Here is a 24,409-nt window from a genome sequence, read left to right as displayed (position 1 = left end):
CCTCCTGTTAGAAATCCGGCCTGCGATAACCGAGTTTTCGGGAAATCGTCTCCGCCGTCTCCCGCGTCTTCTGCTGCAGCTTTGTTAAGTTATCCCCTGTAAAATAACGGGACAAGCCACTTACCGCTAAAGCCGCTATGACATCATCACTATAATCACAGATCGGATACGTTATCCCTGTCGTATCGGCATCCTGCTCCCCAATACTAGAGGCATAACCTGTTTCATAGATCTCAGCCAGCTCCTGCAGCAAGTGCTCGTAACTGGCCACCCTGTGCTCACCTTCCGCATAAGCCTTGTCCAAAATCACTTCCTGCTGATAGCGGGACATGTGTGCAAGCAGCATTTTCGGACCTGATCCCAAATATAAAGGTGACCTTTTACCGATACGCGTATTCAGCTGCAACGCCCGGAAACTATCAACCTTCTCAATATAAGCAGCCTCATCCTGGCTGTGAATAACCAAATGGACAACTTCATTCACTTCTGCTGCCAGCTGCTGCATATAGGGTAAAGCAGCCGTTCGGACTTCCAGCTGGTCGGTAACAATCTGACCGAGCTCCAATAGTTTAAGGCCGAGCTGATACGTGCTGTCGTGTTCCGTTACCTTAACTTTGGACAGAAAGCCACCTGCCTCCAGAGCAGATAATAACCGGTAAGCAGTCGGCTTGGGGATGCCTGCTTGCTGAGCAATTTCCTTAAGCGTTAATGACGGTGTATCACCTGTGAAATAATTTAGCAAACCGAGTGCTTTAAGAACGCTCTGATTCATGTCAAAACTCCTTGTGACCGCCTTATACTAAAAAAGGCTGCCGCCTGAGAAGCACAGCAGCCTTTGGTCGCTATTCACATCGTGGCATGTGCCCTTGCCTGGCTGATAGATTCGTGTATATGCACATCCCGTTTGGCCATCTCGTCAATATACACAGAGCCCGGGACAATCTGTTCAGGCGGGTAAACTCCCCGTTTGTTAATGTCGCCTGATCCAATCATTTGCGCGACTGCTGAAATGGTATTAGCAGTAGCCCGGGCCATTGCCGTCACTTGGGTCTCTCGGTCCTTATACGTCGTCATCTCAAACACATGGGTTTCCGGATGGTTGCCCTTCTTACCGCCGACCTCGACTCGCAGCAGCACCACATCGTCCTTTTCACCCAGTTCGACAATCGGGTCAAGCACTTCGAGCAGCACATCCCTGGGACTGACTTCCTGACCATTTATATCCACCGAATAATCCATACGCGTCAAATTCAAATCCACAAGCAGCTGAAACTTTTCTGCATGACCTGGATAGCGAATCGTTTTATATTCCAGCGTTTGCAGCTGCGGATACGAAATCGATAATGTTGATGTGCCCCCCGATGTGTGGAAGGCTTCCAGCGGTCCGAATTTCTCAAAATGCACCCGTTCCACTTCACTTAAAGAGGCAATTTCCTGCTTCAGACCGTTACGAACGATTAAAGCCGGATCTGTATAGTGATCAAACACCCCTTCCATGGAAAACACGTGATTGTACTCAAGGGGCGGCTCGGGATTCACCGGGATGCCGCCGACATACAATTTGATTTCGCCCGGTTCATCCAGCTTGCCTGCCCCGTGGCCGGATAAAATATTAATCATGCCGGGGGCAACACCTAAATCCGGAATGAGCGTGACACCAGCAGCCCGGGCCTCTTCATCATAGGTCAGCACTTTATCGGTGACATGTCCGATATGGCCGCCCAAGTCAACTGAGCTGACCCCTTCTTTAATCGCTGTTTTGGCAACCGTTTCATTAAAGGCGTAAAATAAAGCATTGATAATAACGTCGAACTGCCGCATATAGCTGGCCAGTTCCTGTTCGTCCTGAGCGTTAACCTGATAAGCGGTCAGTTTCGGTGAATTCAGCTGTGCGGCCGCTTCACGGGCTCGCTCAAGGTCGATATCCGCCAGACCAACAGCTGTCACCTCGTCACTGGATGCAAGATCCCGCGCCGCTTCTTTTCCCATCAATCCTGAACCGAGTACACCAATTTTCATATCATCCACTCCTTATCTGCGTATGTTTCGTTTAAATCTGGCAGGTTCGTTCTGACCAGGCCATATCCCAGAGCGTTACTCCGTATCAATCTGCGCGCGCTGCAGCTTTCCGCTGAAATCTATATAAACCGCTTTCCATTCTGTAAATACATCCAAAGCCTGCACACCGGAATCCCGATGGCCATTGCCTGTTCCCTTTGTACCGCCAAATGGCAAATGAATTTCTGCACCTGTCGTACCTGCGTTTACATAGACGATGCCTGTATCGAGATCGCGCTGGGCCTGAAAAACACGGTTGGCATCTGTCGTGAAAATGGAGCTGGACAAGCCATACGGCACGCCATTGTTAACGTTAATCGCTTCGTCAAAACTGGCTACAGGGATCAAGGAAACAACCGGCCCGAAGATTTCTTCCTGTGAGATACGCATGTCAGCTGTGCAATCCGTGAAAAGTGTCGGAGCGAAATAAAGGCCTTCCGCATATTTGCCTTCATCCAGCGCATAACCGCCGGCCAGCAATTTAGCACCCTCGTCCTTGCCGATTTGCATATAGCGGGTGATTTTGTCCATACCAGCCTGGTTAATGATCGGGCCGACCTGATTTGCTTCTTCAAGACCATCACCAATTGACAGCTTGTCGATTTCCTGCAGCAGCCGCTCCTCCAGCTTCTCTTTGACATCTTCATGCACAATCACCCGGCTGGCTGCCGTGCAGCGCTGCCCGCTGGTGCCATATGCACTCCAGACAATGCTCTCCGCGGCCAGATCCAAGTCAGCGTCGTCCATAACCGTTATGGCATTTTTGCCGCCCATTTCGAGCGATACTTTTTTCAATTGCTTGCCACACTCGCTGGCAATCTGACGCCCCGTGTCCCCTGAGCCGGTAAAGGAAATCACCTGAAGATCAGCGTGATGCACCAGCGCATCGCCAACAGCGGAACCTCTGCCATATACGACATTCAGAACACCTTTAGGCAAACCAGCTTCTTCAAGAATTGAGGCGAGTTCAGCAGCCATAATCGGCGTTTCGGTCGCCGGTTTCCAGATGACCGCGTTACCGGAAACAATCGCCGGGAAAGACTTCCAGGTCGCAATCGCGATGGGAAAATTCCACGGTGTAATAATCCCAACGACACCTACAGGAAAACGCTCACTCATGGAAAATTTATTCGGCAGTTCCGCCGGGGTCGTATGCCCGAACAAACGGCGTCCCTCGCCCGCCATATAAAAAGCCATATCGATGCCTTCCTGCACTTCGCCGCGTGCTTCCTCCAGCACCTTGCCGTTCTCCAATGTCAAGAGACGGGCCAGCCGTTCTTTCCTGTCTTTCATCATTTGACCGGCTGTGAAAAGGACTTCCGCCCGCTGCGGGGCCGGTGTCAGCGCCCACTTCTTCTGGGCCTTTTTGGCAGCAGCTGCTGCTTTGTCAATGGCCGTATGGTCTGAGAGCGGCACTCGGACGACTGTTTCCCCATTGGCTGGATTCGTCACAGCCGCCGTATCGCTTGTCTCCAGCCATTCTCCGCCAATAAAATTGGTCAGTTTTTCGGATGTAAGCAAACTTTGTGTCATATAAATACCTCCTGTTTTGATCAGTTTTAGTTAGTTGCTGGCACGATCATGCAGGTTTGTAATCGTGGATGACACCGAAATGTGTTCCTGATCCGTCGCAATGTCGATAACGGCTGGCTTATTTGCCTGCAGCGCCGTTTCAAGTGCCTTCGCAAATTCCTCGGGCGTACCGGCCGTATAGCCGTCAGCCCCAACACTCTGTGCTATTTTTGCAAACGACACATCACCCAGTCCGGTACCAATCACTTTTTCAGGATAATGCATTTCCTGATGCATGCGAATCGTCCCATACATCCGGTTATTGAACACCAATGTAATCACCGGGATGTGATAGCGAACGGCGGTTTCCAGTTCCTGCATCGTCATCATAAAGCCGCCATCCCCTGTCAATGCGATAACGGGTTTGGCCGGCAAAGCCATCTTGGCCCCGAGTGCGGCTGGCATACCATAACCCATCGCGCCGGATGTTGGGCCGACGTATGTCTGTTTTTCCGTAAAGACGTAATGCTTATGGAACCAGCCTGCAAAATTGCCGGCATCCGTGGTCAGGAGTGTTTCTTCTGGTAACATACGGTCCATCACTTTAACTATATGTTTGTTGATTGGATCATTATGCGAAATGTCCAGACGGCTCGACGCTGCAAAAGCCTGCCGGCGCTCATCTGCCCAATTTTGCCAATCACCCGGCACGTCGATAGCCGTCAGGGCAGCTAATGCTTCGCTGGCGTCTGTCACAACGCCGAGATCCGGCGGGTAAACCTGACCGATTGGCTCATGGCTGATATCCATATGGATGAGTGTCTTATCCGGTGTGATAATCTGATAATCCTGCGTCGTGACTTCGGACAGACGTGTTCCGATGGCGAGAATTGTATCCGCCTCCGCGACCGTCTGCAGGATATTCGGATGGGTTCCCAGCCCGAGATGGCCGGCATATAGCGGGTGATCATTCGGAAACACGTCATGGCGGCGGAAAGCAGCGATGACCGGTATATGATGCGTTTCGGCAAATGTCACAAGACTATCTTCGGCTTGCGCCTGTTTCACACCCCCGCCAGCGATAATCAGCGGTCTGGCAGCTTTCGTGAGCAGATTTTCGGCCTGGCTGATCTCCGCGTCAGCTGGTGCTGGTCGCGGATTTGCCGCAACCGGACCAAATGTCATGTCCGCTTGTGCTGGGAGAACATCCTCGGGCAGAGACACAACCACAGGACCAGGACGGCCTGTTCGGGCCACACGGAATGCGCGCTGCACCAATTCCGGCATACGTGCTGGATCCGTCACTTCCACCGTCCATTTTGCAATCGGCTGCAAGTACTGCTCCAGATCGATTTCCTGAAAGCCCTCCCGTCCGCGGAATCCGCTGTGCACCTGGCCGAGAAACACGACCATCGGGGTGGAATCCTGATAAGCTGTATGAACACCAATCGATAAGTTGGACGCCCCCACACCGCGTGTTGCCATGACAACCCCCGGTGTTAAGGAAGCTTTGGCATACCCCTCAGCCATAAAGGCCGCACCGCTTTCATGCCGATTCGAAATGAGGTCAATCGACGTTTCATCGAGCAATGCATCCAATAATGGCAAATAACTTTCACCAGGGACACCGTATACACGACGGATCCCTTCCCGTTTCAGGCATGTCACAATCGCCTGTGCAGCTGTCATGCGTTCCGTCTGACAGACGCCTTTTTTCCCCATTTAGCGTGTCACCTCCTGCAGATCCAGTTCACGCAAACGTTCCACAGCCTCACGCAAACGAGCGGCCGGTACCGTTAAGGCCAGGCGGAAATAGCCCTCGCCCCGCTCACCAAAGGCATTCCCTGGTGTCACGATCACACCTGCCTCCTGCAATAATTTGTCAGCGAAGGTCATAGACGTCAAACCAGCCGGCACTTCTGCCCAGACAAATATCGTCCCATTCGGTTTCGAAACGCTAATACCGAGTTCTTTCAGCCCTTGATACACAACTGAAAGCCGCTCTTGATAGATTTGATTATGCCTGGCCACGGCTTTTAGATCACTTGTGAGAGCTGTGGCTGCCGCCTTTTGCACTGGGAGAAACTGACTGGTATCCAAATTGCTTTTTAGTGCTGACAGTGCTTGAATCACTTCCGGGTTGCCGACAGCATAGCCAATCCGCCAGCCAGCCATATTGAAGCTTTTCGATAATGAGCCGAATTCCACTGCCTGCTCTTTGGCACCTGGAACCTGCATCACACTTGGTGCTTCATAATCAGCGAATGTCAGCAAATCATAGGCAGCATCATGGACAAGCAGCAGCCGATTTTCCCGAGCAAAGGAAATCGCTTTCAAAAATGTGTCGGAATCAGCAACGGCAGCGGTCGGATTATTGGGGTAATTTAACAGCAGTAATGTGGCCTGTTTTAATACGTCGGAGTCTATCGCAGCATAATCCGGCTGATAATGATGGGTGCTGTCCAGCGGCAGCGCAGCACTCTTCCCGCCCGCCAAATGGACAGCTGACCTGTAAACCGGATAGCCGGGATCGGGAATGAGCGCGACATCTCCGGGGTTCAGCGCAGCCTGCAGCACATGTGCGATGCCTTCTTTAGAACCGATCACCGCAAGCACTTCTGTATCCGGATCAAGCTGCACACCGTAATGCTTGTCGTAAAACTGAGCAACCGCTTCACGAAATTCCTGGGAACCGTTATAGGCGGAATAACCGTGGTTCGCCGGATTCCGCGCTTCCTCAGTCAGACGGTCAATCACAAAATCAGGCGGCGGAAGATCCGGGGCACCAATTCCTAAATCGATCACATCGACACCATCTGCTTCAAGCAACTGTTTCTGTTCCTGGAATCGCGAAAATAGATAAGGCGGCAAATTCATTACGTTATCCGAGACAAAAGCCATGTTATCCTCCCCGTTTCATTATGTGAAATGCCATTTCAGATATCTGCAGGAAGTATAAAGGCACGGCATTAAATTTTCAATTGTTTTAAAAGTCTAATATTGTCGTCATACGATTAATTGTCAACAACTTCTGCAGCCATTACGAAAACCTAAAAAAAGAACCAGCACCTCATGTACTGATTCCTTTTCGAAGCTGGGACAAACGTATTTTTATGACGTTAACCCCGAACAGCTGGCATAAATCTTAAGTTTTGTTCCAATCCCATTTTAACGCTGTCAGAACAATCACCGCTGTGGGACATGGAATTCAGGCATGTCACCTTCACCAATGCCGTTTTCACCTGCAGGATCACCGGAAAGAAAGTCATCCTCTTCGTCAGCGTTTCGGTCATGCTGACTGCTGCCTTCAGCCTCCGATGACATAGACGGTTCCGTCGGTTCTGTTGGTCCGGATGGCGTATCGCCGGTTTCTCTCGATGATGACACCGTTCCAGGACCCTCTTCGGATGTTAGTTGATTCTCCTCAGGTTCTGCCGACTTCTCTTCTGCCGGCGCTTGGGCGTCCTGATCAGAGAGTTCTGCCTCTTTTTTATCTGAACTGGCGGAACGACCTCCCACCTTGTCATCTGGTGACGATTCGTTCTTTTCCGCTTGCTTTTGATTTTCCTTCGTTTTCTCAGCTGCTGTTTCCGTATTTTTCGGATCAGTTCTATTCTTCGCTTCCGGTAAGGCGTCCTCTGCCTTCTTGTCCGGGTCCGCCATCTCCGAATTTGCAGCCTTTTGCGTCTCTGTCTCAGACGATGATAATGAATTGAATGCTGCCCATACCATGCCTGAACCCGCCAGTATTAGAATAAGCGCACCGGCAACGGATAGCCATATTTTAAAATGCTTATGTAAATACGAACGCATTGTCCATTCCTCCTGCCAGAATTATCACGTAAAAAGCGCTTCTTTTCAAGCAGGCAGACGCCACTTTTTGGCAGGGAAAACTAAAAAAACCGCCTCAGATCTCTCACACGCTTGAAAAGGTTTAAATTTTTAATAAAAGGGAACTTTACAGAAAAAGGAGGTCGTTTGTATGGCACGAAAAATCATGATTGTGGGCGGTGTTGCCGGCGGCGCCAATGTGGCTGCCCAACTGCGCCATGATGACAGTGAAGCAGAAATCACCCTGTTTGATAAGGGCGAGCATATTGCCTTCTCCACATGCGGTATGCCCTATTACATAGGGGATGTTGTCGAAGAGCGGGATCATCTGCTCGTCAGTCCTGACAAAATTGCACAAAAATACAATAGCCATGTTTATACGCAGACAGAAGTCACGGCGATTGACCGGACGAACAAGCTATTGACCTATCGGGATGCATCAGGCACACAGCAGACGGCTTATGACAAACTTGTCCTCACACCCGGCGCGTCAGCTGTCAAACCTGATTTTGCAGGCATGAATGAGGAACGCGTATTCACACTCCATACCATTTCCGATATGGATGCGATCAAAGACTACGTTGACACATACAAGCCACAGAGCTGTGCTATTGTCGGCGCTGGTTTTGTCGGAATGGAAATGGTGGAAAATATTCAGGCACTTGGTCTCGACTGCACACTCATTAATCATTCCAGGCACGTGATGAAGCTGGTTGAAAGTGATATGGCATCCGATATTGAAGACCACATCCAGGAAAAAGGTGTTCGGCTGCTGCTGAATGAAGGCCTGGCATCATTCTCTGACGATGGCACCACGTTAAACTTAGAGAGCGGCAAGCCTATCCAGGCAGACATGACGATTCTAGCGGTCGGCATCAAACCGAACACGGAACTGGCTGAGGCCAGTGGTCTAACTACCGGCGAGACCGGCGGCATACACGTCAATAGCTATATGCAAACAAATGACCCTGATATATATGCGCTGGGTGATGCCGTGGAGACACCGGACGTCGTAACCGGGAAGCCGCGTCATGTTGCCCTGGCCGGACCAGCACACCGCCAGGCGGCGATTGCAGCCAGTCATATAAATGGCAGACGTGAGCCTTACAAAGGCATTCAAGGAACCGCCATTTTCAAAGTCTTTGATTTAAGTGTCGGTACCACTGGGCTGAATAAAGCCGCACTTGATGACCTCGGCATAAACTATCAGGAAGTCACCCACGAATCACGGGCACACGCTGCCTATTATCCTGGAGCAGAAAAAGTCCGCCTTAAACTGCTGTTCGATGCTAAAGACGGCCGGTTATACGGAGCTCAAGCTGTCGGAAAAGAAGGTGTTGATAAACGATTGGCCGTGCTTGCAACAGCTCTGAAAGCAAACCTGCCTGTCCATGAGCTGCCTGACTTGGAACTTGGTTATGCACCGCCTTATTCCTCACCGAAAGACCCGGTCAATGTGATCGGCTACAAAGCCGCCAGCAAACTGCCGGAATGATAAGGCTGCTAAACAGCTATACACATAAAGCGAAGCTGAGACAAAAATGAACAATCAGAATGAACGCTTGCGTGAACAAACCGCTTCGGAAATAAACGTCGCTTTTTTCGGGCGGCTGTTCCCGCAGGATTCTCCGCTTTTACTCCGCCGATTTTAAGCGTCATGCGTCCTCTGAATGTGATAACCTTGTTTTGTCCCAGCTTCGTTTGTTAAAAACCTTCTTCAAACCGGTAAATCAAGCGGAATTTATCTTCATTTAAAAGATCCTTTACATGGACTTTCACATCATGGCCAAAATAGACCTCATCATCAGACATCGCCACGATCATGGCTTTCACATTACGATCGATATCTAAATACATATCACCGACAACCGGCCGGTCGAAGTGATCCTGCTCAGCTGTCAGGCCTGCTGTTTCGTCATCCCCGAGCTGTTCATCTGATACGAGGGACTTATCATAGTAAGCAATATCCTCAGCATCCTCGGCTTTTCCAGGCACCATGACAACGTACTCACTATGTTTGACACCATTATCGCGTGTCGTGACAACGTTCCCATTTTCCACACTTTCAACCTTTTCAATTTCGTTAAGTGAATAATAATCCAGAAAATCAGGCGCTGGCTTCACAATTAAAATAAGCTCACCTGGGTCTGGCCGTTTATTTTTATCAATGGTATAGCGTCTGCCGTAAAAAATGAATGTATCATTATGTTTCGGCCGGCATGGTTCAATATTACTCGCGCTTGTGATTTCCTGTTGCATATCCTTGAAACGATAGAGGTGAATAGAATGTTTAAACATTGGCTTGACGGAATAAACTTTATGAAGTTCATTTTTATAAAAAACAAACTGCCCTTTTCTCACCTGAAATAGCTTCATTCGGATGCCTCCTTGATTTTAGCAATTCTATGTTTATTATTTTCCATCATACCACATATATTAAACATAAAATCATACAAAACACAAATTTATTTAGAGACGGCACTTGCAAGACAGCAGCTAGCTGCCCTGCTCCTCAGCCAAAAGCGACAAGTCTTCCCAGCGCTGCATTTTGGCTTCCAATTCAGCCTCTCTTTCCTGCTGCTCCTGATAAAGATTCTGGACTTTTTCAGCATCGCTCCCAGCGCTGGCTATTTGCTGCTCAATCGATTCAAGTGCAGCCTCCAGCTCCGTTATGTCATCTTCAATTGTCTGCCATTCCTGCTTTTCCTGATACGACATCTTCTTTTTCTGCGCAGTCGCCGGCTGCTGCGGTTTCCGGGCTGCTTTCGCGGCTGGTTCAGGCGTCTCCTGTTTCGCCCGCTCCAGCAAGTCATGATAATTGCCGTAAAAATGCTCAATTGGCTCTTCCATTTTGAAAATCAGCATGTGGTCAACGACACGATCAAGGAAATACCTGTCGTGCGATATGGTGATCACAACTCCCGGAAATTGTTCTAAATAATCCTCCAGAACACCTAGTGTTTCTGTATCCAGATCGTTGGTCGGCTCATCCAATAACAACACATTGGGTTCAGCCATGAGCACCTTCAATAAATACAGTCGGCGCTTTTCGCCGCCGGATAATTTCCGGATATAATCCCATTGCTGCGGACGCGGGAACAGAAAGCGTTCGAGCATTTGCTCCGCTGTAATCTCTTCACCTTTTTTAGTGTGAATGATTTCGGCTGTTTCCCGGATATAGTCGATCAGCCGTTTGCTCCCGTCAAGTTCTTCCCCATCCTGCGTGTAATAGCCAATTTTGACAGTTGGTCCAATGTCAATCGTGCCTTCATCGGGGGTGATGCGTCCGGCTATAATATTCAAGAGGGTCGTCTTGCCTGAGCCATTGGGTCCAACAATCCCGAGACGGTCACCAGGAACAACCAGATAATCAAAGGCGTTAATCAGCGGCTTGTTTTCATAAGCTTTGCTGATGCCTTCCAGTTCAATCACCTTTTTACCCAGCCGGGTCGAACCCGCTTCAAAGGATACCTGGTCTTTCGTCGTATGAAAGGTCTGCTTTTTCATTTCCTCGACACGTTCCACACGGGCTTTTTGCTTCGTTCCTCTTGCTTGTGGTGCCCGCTGCAGCCAGGCGAGTTCTTTCTTCAGGATATTCTGATGTTTTTCTTCATAGCTGCGTTCCAGGGCCTCCCGCTCCGCTTTTTTCTCAAGGAACAGTTCATAATTGCCTTCATAGGTATACAGCTGGCCTTCATCCAGCTCAAATATCTGATTCGTTACCCGGTTCAGGAAGTAGCGGTCGTGTGTCACGAGCAGCAGGGCGCCTTCATAGGATGCCAAATAATGCTCGAGCCATTCGACTGTCTCATTATCCAGATGGTTGGTCGGCTCATCAAGCAGCAGCAGATCAGCAGGCTGGATTAGGGCCTTGGCGATTGCCACCCGTTTTTTCTGCCCGCCGGAAAGCTCTGATACGTGCTTATGATAAGCCGTAATGCCCAATTTCGTGAGCACCGTCTTGGCCGTTGCGTTGGCTTCCCACGCATCATAGTCATCCATCTGCTGCTGTTTATTGAGCAGCCGCTCCTGAACTTTTTCATTCTCCGGATCATTCTGCAAGTCAAGCAAAACTTGTTCATACTCGCGCATAACCTGCATGATCGCAGCATCCCCGTAATAAATTTGCTCAATCACCGTCAAGTCCGATTCCAGTTCAGGATCCTGGGCCAAGTATTCAATGCGGTAGTCCTTGGCATGCTGGATGTTTCCCTGTTCGGCCGTATCAATGCCCGCCAGCACCTGCAAAAATGTTGATTTACCAGTCCCATTAACACCAATCAGCCCGATCCGGTCGTTCGGCTTGATGATGCAGGAGATGCTGTTCAGCAATGTTTTAGCACCATACGTTTTATATAAATTCTCAACCGTCAGCATATTAATCCCTTTCTATTGTTGACTCATTGTCATGATTTTTGCGTCTTTTAATCAGCTGGCTGATCAGCGTCACAAGCAAAAATAACAGCCAGGACGTGGCCACATAGAACACTAATTTGCCGGTCTGGTCCATATCCTGAAAAAAGAAAGCCATCCCGATCCAAATAATGCCTAACGCGAAAGCCTGATAAGCTAAAACTTTAATAGGTTTGATAGCGATTGCCCCCTGAAATCATTTATCACATCTATTTTATCTTATTGACAGCCACTTTACCACCAGGAACATTCAACGAAACCTCCGCCCGGCAGCACCAGGCCGTACTGACTCAGCTGCTAAGTTCCTTAATAACATTGGCTGTTTCAATTGCCGCGGCAGCTGCTTCGGATCCTTTATTGCCAGATTTTGTTCCGGCCCGTTCAATTGCCTGTTGGGTCGTATCGGTCGTCAGAACGCCAAATATGACCGGCTTCTCTGAATGCTGGCCCGCATTGGCTATACCTCCAGCGGCTTCACGACAGACATAATCGAAATGCGGCGTTGATCCGCGAATAACCGCTCCAAGTGTCACGACAGCATCATAATCGACCTTCATGGCCATTTTTTGTGCTGCCACGGGTATCTCGAATGCGCCCGGAACCCAAGCAATATCGATGTTGTCTTCTTTAACACCATGCTGTTTCAGCGTATTAACCGCGCCTTCCAGCAGCTTATTCGTAATAAAATCATTAAACCTTGCCACCACAATGCCAATTCTCAAATTTGAGCCGACAAGACTACCTCTGAACGTTTTCCCCAAATTGCTCATCTCCCTTGTGTAAATTATGAGTGCTGCGAAGAACTGATAAGATGTCCCATTTTCTGTACTTTTGTGTGCATGTAGTGTTCATTTTCTGCCGTTAAACCTGTCTCAATCGGAATACGCGTGTTAATTTGGATACCATGCGACTCGAGTGCTTCTACTTTTTCAGGATTATTGGTCATAAGATTTACCTTTTCAGCCCCCAGATCCTTCAAAATCTGCGCACTGATCCTATAGTCGCGCTCATCTGGTGCAAATCCCAGATGTTCATTGGCCTCTACTGTATCCAGCCCGCGATCCTGCAGCTGATAAGCCCGGAGTTTATTAATGAGACCAATTCCGCGCCCTTCCTGACGCATATACACAACAATACCGGCTCCTGCTTCGCTAATGTCACGCAATGCTTTTTGCAGCTGCGGTCCGCAATCACAGCGGAGTGAGCCAAATACATCGCCCGTCAGACACTCGGAATGCACCCGAACAAGCACCGGCTCTGCCCGATTAATGTCACCTTTCACAAGCGCAATATGTTCTTTATGATCATGATCATTCGTATAGCCATATATTTTAAATAAGCCAAATTCGGTCGGCAATGTGGCCTCCGGCTCTCTGATAACATGACTTTCCTGTTGTTTGCGGTAAGACACCAGGTCGGCTATCGAGATAAGTTTCAAATGAAATTTATCAGCCATTTTATATAAATCCGGCACCCTTGCCATAGTGCCGTCGTCTTTAATAATTTCACAAATGACGCCTGAAGGAAAGGCACCGCTTAGTTTAGCCAACTCGACACTGGCCTCTGTATGCCCTTCACGCGTCAGAACACCCCCATCATTAGCAATGAGCGGAAAAACATGACCCGGCCGTTTAAAAGCTGACGCTTGAACGTCTGAATCAAGCAGCGCCTGTATCGTTTTAGAGCGTTCGACAGCACTGATACCCGTCACGGTATCGCTATGATCAATACTGACGGTAAATGCTGTTTTGAATGGATCGCTGCTCTCGTACGTCATAAGCGGTAATTGCATGTTCGCAGCTAAATCTGCTTGAATGGAAGTACACACAAGCCCTCTTCCATGTGTAATCATAAAATTAATCATATCAGGCGTTGCTTTCTCCGACAGAGCTACAAGATCCCCTTCATTTTCTCTGTCCTCATCATCGACTACAATGACCGGTTTGCCTGCTTGCAAATCGCTGATTGCTTCCTGAATGGTATGAAACACAATCTCACTTCCTTCATGTTAATGTTGCTCACTGAGCATATTTTTCATATATTTCGCCAGTATGTCACATTCAATTGTCACGGGGTCTCCTTTTTGTTTATCGCCCAGAACTGTCGCTGACACCGTGTGCGGTATCAATGAAAGCGTCATGGTTCTGCCGCTTATGCCGAATACCGTAAGGCTGACGCCGTCTACAGCGACTGAGCCCTTTTCGATCAAATAGACAGCTAGTTCATCCGGCACGTCTACAGCGACGTTGACTGCATTTTCTCGTGTCTCTTTCCGGGTAATCGTTCCTGATCCGTCAGCATGACCAGAAACAAAATGACCGCCAAACCGCCCATTAGCCGGCATCGAGCGTTCCAGATTTACAGATGAGCCTTCTGTCAACAGCTTGAGCGATGCAGTTTTCAGTGTTTCCGGCATGATATCTACCTGAAAATATGTTTCTGAAAAGGCCGTCACAGTTAAGCAGATACCGTTAACCGCTATGCTGTCGCCCATTTGCATATCATCCAGAATCTGTGATGCTTCAATCGTTATCAGCATGGCTTGTTCAGAAACCAGCTGTCTATCTTTAATCGTTCCCTTTTCTTCAATAATGCCTGTGAACATGCGTATCATCCTTTCGGGGTTCCGCGATGATTTTGATATCCTCGCCGATCATGTCTGCCTTGAGAATGGACAGCGACAGCGTTTCTGCCATGCTGTCAAAACCGCCCCCTGCGATGACTGACGGAGCATCTTTTCCGCCAATCAGTTTCGGCGCGATATATTGCACATACTGATTAATGTGTCCGCTTTCCAGAAAAGAGCCGTTCACTGCCGCACCGCCTTCAACAAGCAGTGACATGACCTTTTGTTCCCCTAGATATTGCAAAACCGTTCTGATATCCAGTGTGTCGAGTGGAATGATATGCACATGGCGCTTTTCCTTAAACGAATCAAGCTGTTCATCTGTGATCGTCCGCTCTGTGAAAATCCATGTCTCAGCCTGCGCGTCATTGATAACTCGAGCATCCATCGGTGTGCGCAGACTGTGATCAAGAATAATCCGCAGCGGATTCCTGCCGCCATCCGGAAGACGCGTAGTCAGGCTCGGATCATCCGCAATCACCGTGTTTACGCCTGTCAGAATTGCATCATGACGGTGACGATATTGATGAACATCACGTCTTGCCGGCTCACCTGTAACCCATTTGCTGTCGCCTGTATGGGCGGCTGTTTTTCCGTCAAGGCTGGCTGCTGCCTTTATCGTGACAAAGGGCATTTTCATCCGAATATAATGGTTAAAATATTTGTTAACAGCTTTTGCTTCTGCCGCCATAACCCCCAAATCTACCGTGATGCCAGCTGCTTCGAGTTTGGCCACCCCGCTTCCAGCCACTTTAGCATTCGGATCTTTCACAGCAATAACGGCCCGGCTTATGCCTTTTTCAATCATCAGATCAGCACATGGCGGTGTCGCACCGTGATGGCTGCATGGCTCCAATGTGACATACATTGTGGCGCCTTCTGCCTCACTTCCGGCCATGGCAAGTGCATGGACCTCAGCATGTGACTTGCCTGCCTTGAGATGCGCGCCGAAACCTAAAATAGTGCCATGCTTGACGACAACCGCACCCACTGGCGGGTTGGGATTCGTTTGCCCTGACACGGATCTGGCCACATTAAGGGCTAACTGCATATAAACGTCATCATTCACAATAGACCTCCTCGCCTGAATGTCGGGGCATGCTGCAGTATCACTGATTGGTCTTTCCGCACTTAAAAAACCTCTGAATTCACTTCAGAGGTTTGCGGATCGAATTATTACCGCATCATTCAGACACCAAACTAGACACCTGTACAAGGCAAACCAAAAAGGCAGCTGCCTATACGTGTCCACTGGCCTGATAAAATACGGCACAACTCCTTCTCCCATCCAGACTTTCACTGTCGGTCCCGGTCTTTCACCAGGTCCACCGCTTGGTATTAAACCGCACGGGTCGCGGACTTGGAAGCTATACTTCATCACCGCCGATTGGGAATTTCACCCGACCCCGAAGGAATATTCTATATTCATTTAATTTTTCATAGTATAGCACTTTCTGATACATCATGCAAAACGTACTTTTGCATAGCGTTATCATTTGAGCGGGCACGTAAACCAGAATGAATTAGATGGACCCTCTGATTGCAGGCCTATCTCACCGCCATGGTTTTCGATAATGTCGGCTGCGATCGCAAGTCCCAGACCGCTTCCGCCCGTTTCCCGGGTTCTGGGATCATCAGGCCGGTAAAATCGTTTAAAAAGACGGGCTGCTTCGTCATCAGAAATAGCTCTGCTGGGACCGCTGACCGAAACACAGTAGACCGATTCCTGTAAAACACCCTGCACTGTGATCGGACCATCACCTGTATAATACTGAAAAGCATTCTCCAGCAAATTGCTGATAACCTGCTGCATCCCGGCCACATGCACGGACAGTCGACATGAATCCGCACTGACCGTCAGCGGGATATTTTCCTGTTCCTGCCGCCATTCGAACATAGCCGTGCTTTGTCTGATTAATTCAGCCATATCAATGGCCGTATGTGTGACATATGCGGCCGAAGCGGCATCATCCCACTCTTTAAGCTGCTCCAGCTGCTCCAGCATTGCTGTTAAACGCTTCGACTCCTGGTGCAGGGATTCGAACAGCTCCTGACTGCCTGCGATATCACCGCGTTCCAGTGACTGAAGATAGCCATTTAAGTTGGTGAGCGGTGTGCGCAACTCGTGCGACAAATCGGACACAAACGTCTGTCTGTGCACGTCCCGGGCCTGCAATTGTGTGACGAGCCCGTTAAACTGATCAATAAGTTCACCCACCTCACCCTTAGAAGCGTTTGTCACTGGATCTGGATAAACGCCTGTTTTCAGCTGTTCAGCCGAAGCAATCAACTGTCTGACCGGTTTAATCATCTTCCGCGTCAGGTAAAAATGGAGCAGACTTCCACCGACAATGGTAAGACCTAAAAAAATCAATAAATAGTGAAACAGCGTTGCATTGAACTGACTTTGCTGCGGATCATTAAGCGTCCCCATAGCATCGACTAAAAAACAGGCCGTGTTATAAACAGCAAGACCGCTGAGGACAATGGCCGAGGCAACGATAATAAAATTTAAAAACGATAAACGCCACAAAAAACTGTCTGGAATCAACGACCCTATCCATTTACGCACTGACAAATTTATACCCCATTCCCCGGATTGTCTGAATGCGCCTTGGATTCGAGGGCGTTACTTCAACTTTTTCCCGCAGCTTTTTAATATGCGCGTCAATCGTCCTGTCCAGCACACTATTGTCAGCATTAGGATACAACTCGTTAACCAATTGTTCGCGGTCCAGCACCATGTCCGGATGCTGCATGAAATAATAAAGCAGCGTGAATTCATGTTTTGTTAGATGAAGCTCTTCATCATAGAGCAGCACCACACCCTGGCGCGGTTTCAGGCAAAGACCATCATAAACCAATTTCTGACACATTTGACCTGTACGCCGCAGAACCGCCTCAACATGTGCCATCAGCTCATCCGGATCGAATGGCTTGGTAACGTAATCATCAGCCCCCATCTTTAAACCGGCAATCTTATCATCGGTCCGGGCTTTAGCCGTCAGCATGATAATCGATACATCCTGAGACCCGCGTTCACGTACCCAATCACAAAATGCTTCGCCGCTCAGTTTCGGAAGCATCAAATCCAGAATGACCAGGCAAGGCCGGTATGTCAGAAACACATCCTGCGCCTCTTCACCATCAGAAGCTTCCAGGACATCATAGAGATGCTTCTCCAGATGCAGACGGACGAGGCTGCGTATCATATGATCATCTTCCACGATTAAAACTGTTTGCTGCACGCGTAACACCTCTGCTTTATTTTACGCCTTGGGAACAACGCTAGGACATCTTTTCAAACTCCTGCACCATGCGTTCATAGTTCATAGGACCGAATACTCTGAACGAAATGCGTCCATTTGAGTCAATCATAAACGATGACGGGATGGGCTGGATTCCATAACGGTTGGCAACTTCTGTATTACGGTCCAATAAAACAGGGAATGTCATCCCATATTCTTCAATAAAGTCGTCAATATCGCTTTCATTGCTTTCGGTTGATGTCAGGTTAATCGCCAAAAGTTTAATATCCTTGTTTTTGTAAAACTTCTCCAGATCCGGCACCTCAGCCCGGCATGGCGGGCACCAGGAAGCCCAGAAATTTATCATGACACGTTCACCACGGTAATCAGATAACCGTACTGTCTCGCCTTCCATCGTTTTTAGTTCAAAATCCGGCGCCAGGTTACCGGTGTTAAGCCCCACTTCATCCGGATCAGCCTTTTCATCTGATTCATCAGTATTCTCATCCGCTCCGCCTGACTCCTCAGCCGAATCCTCCTGGACCGTAAAATCATCTTCTCCCGTCTGTGCGGTATCCTCTGTATCATAGACCAGATCATAAACTGCCCAAGCAAACATACCTGCTATGACAACAATGATGATTGTCTTTTTCATTTAAAGCCCTCCCTCTAATGACATGCAATTGCCGCGTGCGATCAGTTATGTTCCGTAACACCTTTATCCGGTTTTTCCCGATTGGTTATGTATAAACTTATAATGCTCAGCACAAATACGAGGACCATGAACCATCGTGATAACGTATAGCCATATAAGGCTGTATATGGCAGCTGAAATGTCAAAATGAATTGCCCTAAGCTCCAGAGGCCCAAAACAAACCCTGAGGTCACCACAGGCACTTGCCGTTCGCGCAAAAACAGAAAAACAACCAGCAGGATCAGAAATAATCCCAGATGCCACGAAGCCAGCATGTTGTCATGGGCGGCGATTTCAATAAACTCATAGACAAACCCCGACCCGAGAAATATTGGAACAAGCGCTGAGAGTATCGAATTGAGATCCTTTTTGTGACGTTTTACAGTGTAACCGATGTTGACCAACAGCAGTAAAACCGCTATATAAAAGGCATTCGCATCACTTGGATAAGCCAGCACAGCAAGTGGGTCGGTAACAAACACAGCGATGTTGAGCACGATTTTACCAGCCCAGATGTACAGAATAAAATTAACAATTAGTGATACGCTTTCTTCCAGTTGCTGTTTTTTCTCACTTCGGCCTGCCTGACTGGTCACATAAAACAAGACCAGTCCAGCCGCAATACTCATAGCCATATAAGTCAGCTGTACCAGAACCCAAGTCGATAACATGGTATGTCCTCCATTCACGTTACATTCATTATAGACCATTTCTGTGAAAATTTGATGAAAATCAATGCAAACAAAAAATAGTCGCCAGTTCTGACGTCAGAAAGTTGTGTCTGTTACAATAATCGTAATGCTATAAGACGAAAGGGGTGTCAGCCTTGCAGCTGCCAAAAGGTCCCAATCAGTGTATCACCGATGTCCCTGGCGTAAAAACGGGCCATGTTACGTTATATGAACCTATTAATCATGAGGATACCATTTGCACGGGGGTTACGGCTATCCTGCCGCATACCGGCAATCTGTTCCAGCACAAGGTGCGTGCTGCGAGCCACATCATTAATGGGTACGGAAAAACGGCTGGACTCGTACAGGTGAATGAGCTCGGGCTGCTGGAATCGCCCATCATGCTCACCAATACGTTCAGTGTTGGTGCGATCATGCAGGGAACGCTGCAGTACATGCTGGAGCAAAATCCGGAAATCGGCGATACCGCAAGTTCTTTGAATCTCGTTGTCGGCGAGTGCAATGACAGCTACTTGAATTCGATGAGACTGCAGGCGGTTAAACCGGATCACGCAGTGGAAGCTATTGAGCAAGCTGCGGATGGACCGATTGAAGAAGGGGCTGTCGGTGCGGGAAAAGGCATGGTCTCTTTTGACTGTAAAGGCGGTATTGGCACAGCCTCACGCGTTGTGGATGATTATACTGTCGGCGGACTGGTGCTTAGCAATTTCGGCAAATCGGAAGACGCACGCTTTGCTGACTTCAGCCCAGACCGAAAAGCTGCACAGGATGGTTCGATTATGATCGTCATAGCCACCGATGCCCCACTTGATCACCGGCAGCTGGAGCGGCTCGCTAAGCGCAGTGCCGCGGGGCTCGGGCGAACTGGCAGTTATTTTGCGCACGGCAGCGGCGACATCGCCATTGCATTTTCCACCGCCAATCAAACAGCGCCGTATCAACAAACAGCTGAGGAAACAATCACCGCAGTCCGTGACACACACCCCATTATGAACAAACTCTTCCAAGCAGTCGCCGACACAACCGAAGACGCAATCATCAGCTCACTCAAACACGCAGAAACAACAACAGGCCGTAAAGGACGCGTCGTCGAAGCGGGTGCCAGGTACATACACAATTGGTAATATTGCGAATTGTATGTGTACCTGGCACCTACACGATTATTTCTATTCTTTCACGGTAATCATGCCGTTATTTGTTGTCAATTTAACATGGTGGTCGGCGTCGCCGTAAACGGTTTTTCGGTTTTCGCGGCCAAATAAGCTGACGATGCCATTATCCGTGTGAGCATCCAGCAGCGCATTGGACGGCCGTTTATCTGTTTGAACGATAATGCGTCCATTGTTCGTCGTCAAATCAATATCGCGATCAAGGTCAGATGTGGTAAGGCGAATCTCACCATTATCCGTTCGCCCGGTCACATTTCCACTAATATCTTTCATCAGCAACTGCCCATTATCCATTCCGACATTAATTTGATCAGTGGTCAAATGGTTGAGATCAACCTGACCATTGTCGGTCTGGATAGTTACATCGCGGGCTTCGAGCTGATTCGCGACGATTTTGCCATTATTAGACTTGACGTGAAGTGAGTCATATGATTTTTCAGGAAGGGAGACCGTCAGTTCATTTTTATTAAAAAAGTCAAAGCCAAAACTAAACAATTTAAATGGATTACTTTCCAGACGGACTGACAATTCACCGTTATTCTTACCAACTGACAAACGGTCGCCATCACCCTTGACAGGACCGGACCACTCAACGGTTGCCTGTTTGGCATCCTCGGACCGGACAGTATTTATTTTACCATTAACGGCTTGAATATTAATAGAATGAACGCTGTCCGCGTCGACTCTTTTTGTTTCCATACCCGATTCATTCCCAATCCCCGATTGAACAGTCAGCAAACTGCCAGCTCCGCCAAACAGAATCAGAAGAGCTGCTGCAAAAATGAGTATTTTAAAACGTTTATGCATGGCTAACCCCTCCTTTAACGGCGTTGACATTAAAGTGCAGATACTTGATAATTCCTTGAATGAAAAGACGTGTCAGATAATACATGCCGATGCCGATAAGAATGCCGACGCCTGATAACAGCAGGGAAAAAAACACGTCAAACCAGATAAACGTTGCCGGAAACAAGAGCGCATTCACAAGAACAAGAAGAGGTGTGGCCGTAAAGGAGACCCCAACAACCCAACCGGCAAATCCAATGCCTGCGAGCGCTAAAACCGGACCGAGTACGATAACCAAATTGAAAAAACCGAGACCAATCACCGCCCAGACTGCCCTAAGGACATTGGAAACTGAGTTATCTGAATCAACCGTCTCCAATTGATAAGCCGCTCGCATTTCCTTCCCGATTTGACGGGGCGACCCCAATCCAGCTGCGATGTCGAATTCAGATTTCCCCTCTTTGGCTCCTGCAGAAAAATGTTCGTCAAAATCCTGGTTAATATCCCGTTTCTCCTCGGCAGGGAGGCCGTTCAGATAATGGTTTAATTCTTTCATAAATGTTTGCTTATTCACCGCTTATCCCCTCCTCTATAATTTGGTTAACACCCTTTGAAAATGCGTTCCATTCCCTGATCATGGTATGCATGTAATCCCTCCCCTCATCTGTTAATCTGTAATACTTGCGTGATGGACCTTCAACAGACTCCTGTGAATAGGTGCTCAAATAGCCATCCTTTTTAAGCTTTCGTAACAAGGGATATACCGCCCCTTCTGAAATTTCAATCTGCCCGGATATCATTCGGACAAGTTCATAACCATAACGATCCTTCTTATCCAGAAGTGCCAGCACACATATGCCAAGAACCCCTTTTTTAAATTGTATATTCATGAAAGTTTCCCTTCCGATCTCATTCAGATTATATAGTATTATATATTGTATAGTACCAGATTATGAATCATAGTTCAAAGAGGTACCAGGTACATGAACAATTTATAATATTAGGAATTGTTCATGTACCTGGCACCCCGGTTGAACAGCCATTGGAGAGCTAATCCTTGCAGGGCGATGCCGAGGACTGTGACAGCTGTTAATGTCCAAATTGAGAGTGTTTGATCAAAATCAAAGATGCGGTGGCCAAAAAAGAATAAATAGCTAAAAACAGCGAACAAGGCTTCCCCATAATGCTGAACGCCATTTTCCAGAAACAGAATCAGACCTGCCTCACTTAACAGCAGCACGAGAATGCCCATAAGAATTAGTGATTTGGATGGTAATGTCATTCTTTCTAGAAGAGGGCTGAGATAATATTTCGTGATCGTCTTCAACCGGAATAAATGAACAAGCCTGACAATCCGCGCGATTTGGAAAAACTGATCAAAGGGAATAATAGCAATAACCAGAAATGGATTTTCCTTAATAAACACCCATTTTGAAGGCGACTTGATCAAGCGGGCCATAAAATCAATAAAAAAGATGCCCCACACAATCCAGCTGAGGGTTGAATTATAGGTGCTGTCGGTCCAGATCGTGATAATGGTCAGCATCACAAGGATAATCATGACAGATTCATAGAAAATGCTTGCCACTTTTTGCATGTGCATCCCTCTTTCAGCCACTTTAAAACCTGCAAAAACTAAAAAGCCAGGGTTCTAAACCCTGGCTGAGGCACAGTAATGAATCAGCGGTGTTTATTCCGCCAGTACATCCTGATACGCCGGTGTATCTTCAATAATCTGTTTGGCAAAGGGGCATGTTGCTTTGAGCTTCATGCCGTTTTCCCGGGCATGCGCAACAACCTTCTCGACCAGCTGGCCGCCAATGCCTGACCCACGCATGTCATCTGATACATACGTGTGATCAATATCCCAGGCACCGCCAGCCTCTTTGAACGTGACTTCTGCCTTTGGATGCTGCTGGTCACCAATATAAAATGTGTGATCACCTTGTTTGATATCCGCCATACTATCACTCCTTTATACATGGTATTCCCGGCAGCCGCGGTTATTAATCGTTTTTCTCGTTTAATTCAGCCAGGGCGAGGTTACAATAATCGCCACTGCAAGAATAATCATTAAATAATTGACCGATACCATAAACATCTTGTCCGCCCATTTCCGGTTCTCGGTTGTAAACATGCCACTGAACGCCAGAGCTAAATAAGCCATATTCAGCACTGTCGCTATCACAACAAATGCCGTGCCAAGAGGGAACAGTAAGAAAGGAAGCGGCACAAGACAGGCAATATACACGACCATCTGACGCTTCGTTATGTCCATGCCGTAGACGACCGGCAGCATCGCCACGTTAGCGGCTTTATAGTCATCATACTTGCGAATGGCAATGGCAAACGTATGCGGCATCTGCCAAATAAAAATAATCAGTGCCAGAACATATGGCATAACATGGGTCGCGGGTACAAGCGCAGCCCAGCCAATCAATGGTGTCACCGCACCGGAAATACTGCCGATAACCGTGTTCAGGGTATACCTACGCTTCGTTAGCATGGTATAGAATATAACATACGTAACCCAGCCAATCAGGGCATAAATAACAGCTTCAAACCTCGTGAATGCAAGCATTAAAAAACCCAGAACACTGGCAGAGCTTCCAATCCACATAACCGTCCGCATTGATATATTGCCAGTCACCGTCGGACGTTTTTTCGTCCTGTCCATCACCTTATCAATATCCGCCTCATACCAATTATTCAGCACGAGCGCTCCAGCCATCACGAGCGTACTGCCAATAAGCGTCAGTAAAAACAAACCAGCATTAGCTGTAAACGACGCCTCCGTGAAATAAACTGCCAGCCAGAACCCTGTGAAAACCGGCACAGCGTTAGCGATCAGGACCGGCAGTTTAAAAAGGGATTTCAGATCGGCCATTAAGGATACCTCATTTTCATTATCTGCTGCTATATCAGTCTGATTGATAGTTGATGACGTTATGATTTGTCTGCTCATCTGATCCACCCTCTCATGTGCACACTGCTTTATACAGAGTGATATCACTATACGTTAAGCCGAACTCGTTTAAATCGCCATTCTTAAGGAAACTTATGATAGCATTATCGGCTATATATATCCTAATTTATAATAACACATCCGGGGTGATAACCAAATCTTGTTCCATATGACATCTTTGTGACGCTTTAGGCATTTGAACAATCCGGCATCAGACTGGCTGCATATCTTATAGAAACTGAAACCGATTGAAAGGGAGGGAGGAGAAAATGATCCGATACAACAACAGGGCTCGTCCAGGACGCTGTGTCTTTCCTGGCTACCGCTTTTGCGGCCCGAACTGCAGCGGTCCGGGTCCACCGGTTAATATGACTGATGCTGCATGCCAGGCGCATGATGCATGTCTGGAAAGCGG

The 24,409-nt window shown here is 48.1% G+C and carries 25 protein-coding genes and 1 riboswitch; of the genes, 2 read left to right on the top strand and 23 right to left on the bottom strand.

Features of this window, described 5'->3' with window-relative positions:
• Window positions 1-7: 7 nt before the first annotated feature.
• The 6 genes from ACZ444_RS04430 to ACZ444_RS04405 all read right to left on the bottom strand — a co-directional run bounded on the left by ACZ444_RS04430 (window position 8) and on the right by ACZ444_RS04405 (window position 7,383).
• A complete protein-coding gene (locus tag ACZ444_RS04430) occupies window positions 8-772 on the bottom strand; it encodes an IclR family transcriptional regulator (RefSeq protein ID WP_382357462.1) in 765 nt (254 codons plus the stop codon).
• A gap of 74 nt (window positions 773-846) precedes the next feature.
• Window positions 847-2,019 (bottom strand): saccharopine dehydrogenase family protein, encoded by a 1,173-nt coding sequence (locus ACZ444_RS04425; RefSeq protein ID WP_382357461.1) that lies wholly within the window; start codon window positions 2,017-2,019, stop codon window positions 847-849.
• 75 nt (window positions 2,020-2,094) lie between these two features.
• Complete coding sequence (locus ACZ444_RS04420) at window positions 2,095-3,591, bottom strand: aldehyde dehydrogenase family protein (RefSeq protein WP_382357460.1); 1,497 nt, start codon at window positions 3,589-3,591, stop codon at window positions 2,095-2,097.
• 30 nt (window positions 3,592-3,621) lie between these two features.
• Complete coding sequence (locus ACZ444_RS04415; protein ID WP_382357459.1) at window positions 3,622-5,292, bottom strand: thiamine pyrophosphate-dependent enzyme; 1,671 nt, start codon at window positions 5,290-5,292, stop codon at window positions 3,622-3,624.
• Window positions 5,293-6,471, bottom strand: a complete 1,179-nt coding sequence (locus ACZ444_RS04410; protein ID WP_382357458.1) for an LL-diaminopimelate aminotransferase — start codon at window positions 6,469-6,471, stop codon at window positions 5,293-5,295.
• Between the two features lie 285 nt (window positions 6,472-6,756).
• Window positions 6,757-7,383, bottom strand: a complete 627-nt coding sequence (locus ACZ444_RS04405) for a prolipoprotein diacylglyceryl transferase (protein WP_382357457.1) — start codon at window positions 7,381-7,383, stop codon at window positions 6,757-6,759.
• A gap of 169 nt (window positions 7,384-7,552) precedes the next feature.
• On the opposite strand from ACZ444_RS04405, the gene ACZ444_RS04400 reads away from it, so the two are divergent.
• A complete protein-coding gene (locus tag ACZ444_RS04400; protein ID WP_382357456.1) occupies window positions 7,553-8,896 on the top strand; it encodes an FAD-dependent oxidoreductase in 1,344 nt (447 codons plus the stop codon).
• Window positions 8,897-9,105: 209 nt separating this feature from the next.
• On the opposite strand, the gene ACZ444_RS04395 is transcribed toward ACZ444_RS04400, so the two are convergent.
• The 11 genes from ACZ444_RS04395 to ACZ444_RS04345 form a co-directional block, all read right to left on the bottom strand.
• On the bottom strand, window positions 9,106-9,777 hold the full coding sequence (locus ACZ444_RS04395) for a hypothetical protein (RefSeq protein WP_382357455.1): 672 nt from the start codon (window positions 9,775-9,777) through the stop codon (window positions 9,106-9,108).
• 120 nt (window positions 9,778-9,897) lie between these two features.
• The gene (locus tag ACZ444_RS04390; protein WP_382357454.1) at window positions 9,898-11,778 is read right to left on the bottom strand and encodes an ABC-F family ATP-binding cassette domain-containing protein; all 1,881 of its coding nucleotides are present in this window, start codon (window positions 11,776-11,778) and stop codon (window positions 9,898-9,900) included.
• A gap of 1 nt (window position 11,779) precedes the next feature.
• Window positions 11,780-11,911 (bottom strand): hypothetical protein, encoded by a 132-nt coding sequence (locus ACZ444_RS04385; RefSeq protein WP_464433589.1) that lies wholly within the window; start codon window positions 11,909-11,911, stop codon window positions 11,780-11,782.
• Between the two features lie 193 nt (window positions 11,912-12,104).
• Window positions 12,105-12,575 (bottom strand): 6,7-dimethyl-8-ribityllumazine synthase, encoded by a 471-nt coding sequence (ribH, locus tag ACZ444_RS04380; RefSeq protein WP_382357452.1) that lies wholly within the window; start codon window positions 12,573-12,575, stop codon window positions 12,105-12,107.
• Between the two features lie 23 nt (window positions 12,576-12,598).
• Complete coding sequence (locus ACZ444_RS04375) at window positions 12,599-13,804, bottom strand: bifunctional 3,4-dihydroxy-2-butanone-4-phosphate synthase/GTP cyclohydrolase II (RefSeq protein WP_382357451.1); 1,206 nt, start codon at window positions 13,802-13,804, stop codon at window positions 12,599-12,601.
• Window positions 13,805-13,822: 18 nt separating this feature from the next.
• Window positions 13,823-14,419 carry a riboflavin synthase gene (gene ribE, locus ACZ444_RS04370; protein ID WP_382357450.1) on the bottom strand — a complete coding sequence of 199 codons (597 nt, stop codon included), beginning with the start codon at window positions 14,417-14,419 and terminating at the stop codon, window positions 13,823-13,825.
• Window positions 14,400-15,509, bottom strand: a complete 1,110-nt coding sequence (gene ribD, locus ACZ444_RS04365; protein ID WP_382357449.1) for a bifunctional diaminohydroxyphosphoribosylaminopyrimidine deaminase/5-amino-6-(5-phosphoribosylamino)uracil reductase RibD — start codon at window positions 15,507-15,509, stop codon at window positions 14,400-14,402. The genes ribE and ribD overlap by 20 nt, the downstream gene beginning before the upstream one ends.
• Before the next feature lie 203 nt (window positions 15,510-15,712).
• Window positions 15,713-15,858: riboswitch (FMN riboswitch) on the bottom strand.
• Window positions 15,859-15,932: 74 nt separating this feature from the next.
• The gene (locus tag ACZ444_RS04360) at window positions 15,933-17,012 is read right to left on the bottom strand and encodes a sensor histidine kinase (protein ID WP_382357448.1); all 1,080 of its coding nucleotides are present in this window, start codon (window positions 17,010-17,012) and stop codon (window positions 15,933-15,935) included.
• Complete coding sequence (locus tag ACZ444_RS04355; RefSeq protein WP_382357447.1) at window positions 17,005-17,688, bottom strand: response regulator transcription factor; 684 nt, start codon at window positions 17,686-17,688, stop codon at window positions 17,005-17,007. Before ACZ444_RS04355 ends, ACZ444_RS04360 begins: the two co-directional genes overlap by 8 nt.
• A gap of 40 nt (window positions 17,689-17,728) precedes the next feature.
• On the bottom strand, window positions 17,729-18,343 hold the full coding sequence (locus tag ACZ444_RS04350) for a peroxiredoxin family protein (protein ID WP_382357446.1): 615 nt from the start codon (window positions 18,341-18,343) through the stop codon (window positions 17,729-17,731).
• Between the two features lie 41 nt (window positions 18,344-18,384).
• Window positions 18,385-19,053 (bottom strand): hypothetical protein, encoded by a 669-nt coding sequence (locus ACZ444_RS04345; protein WP_382357445.1) that lies wholly within the window; start codon window positions 19,051-19,053, stop codon window positions 18,385-18,387.
• 155 nt (window positions 19,054-19,208) lie between these two features.
• On the opposite strand from ACZ444_RS04345, the gene ACZ444_RS04340 reads away from it, so the two are divergent.
• The gene (locus tag ACZ444_RS04340) at window positions 19,209-20,198 is read left to right on the top strand and encodes a DmpA family aminopeptidase (RefSeq protein WP_382357444.1); all 990 of its coding nucleotides are present in this window, start codon (window positions 19,209-19,211) and stop codon (window positions 20,196-20,198) included.
• 42 nt (window positions 20,199-20,240) lie between these two features.
• Here ACZ444_RS04340 and ACZ444_RS04335 read toward each other — a convergent pair whose 3' ends face one another.
• From ACZ444_RS04335 to cyoE, 6 genes are all read right to left on the bottom strand, one after another.
• Window positions 20,241-21,050: a DUF4097 family beta strand repeat-containing protein gene (locus ACZ444_RS04335; RefSeq protein WP_382357443.1), complete on the bottom strand. Its 810-nt coding sequence runs from the start codon at window positions 21,048-21,050 to the stop codon at window positions 20,241-20,243.
• Window positions 21,043-21,603 carry an HAAS signaling domain-containing protein gene (locus tag ACZ444_RS04330; protein ID WP_382357442.1) on the bottom strand — a complete coding sequence of 187 codons (561 nt, stop codon included), beginning with the start codon at window positions 21,601-21,603 and terminating at the stop codon, window positions 21,043-21,045. Before ACZ444_RS04330 ends, ACZ444_RS04335 begins: the two co-directional genes overlap by 8 nt.
• Window positions 21,596-21,919, bottom strand: coding sequence for a PadR family transcriptional regulator (locus tag ACZ444_RS04325; RefSeq protein ID WP_382357441.1), 324 nt, complete (start codon window positions 21,917-21,919; stop codon window positions 21,596-21,598). The genes ACZ444_RS04330 and ACZ444_RS04325 overlap by 8 nt, the downstream gene beginning before the upstream one ends.
• A 110-nt stretch (window positions 21,920-22,029) precedes the next feature.
• A complete protein-coding gene (locus tag ACZ444_RS04320; RefSeq protein ID WP_382357440.1) occupies window positions 22,030-22,626 on the bottom strand; it encodes a transporter in 597 nt (198 codons plus the stop codon).
• Window positions 22,627-22,719: 93 nt separating this feature from the next.
• Complete coding sequence (locus ACZ444_RS04315) at window positions 22,720-22,992, bottom strand: GNAT family N-acetyltransferase (protein ID WP_382357439.1); 273 nt, start codon at window positions 22,990-22,992, stop codon at window positions 22,720-22,722.
• Window positions 22,993-23,052: 60 nt separating this feature from the next.
• Window positions 23,053-23,994: a heme o synthase gene (gene cyoE / locus ACZ444_RS04310; RefSeq protein ID WP_382357438.1), complete on the bottom strand. Its 942-nt coding sequence runs from the start codon at window positions 23,992-23,994 to the stop codon at window positions 23,053-23,055.
• Window positions 23,995-24,409 lie beyond the last annotated feature (415 nt).

It is taken from the genome of Lentibacillus kimchii, from assembly GCF_055381965.1.
The sequence above is the reverse complement of the archived record's forward strand: the minus strand, read 5'-3'. Positions and strand labels throughout refer to the sequence as shown.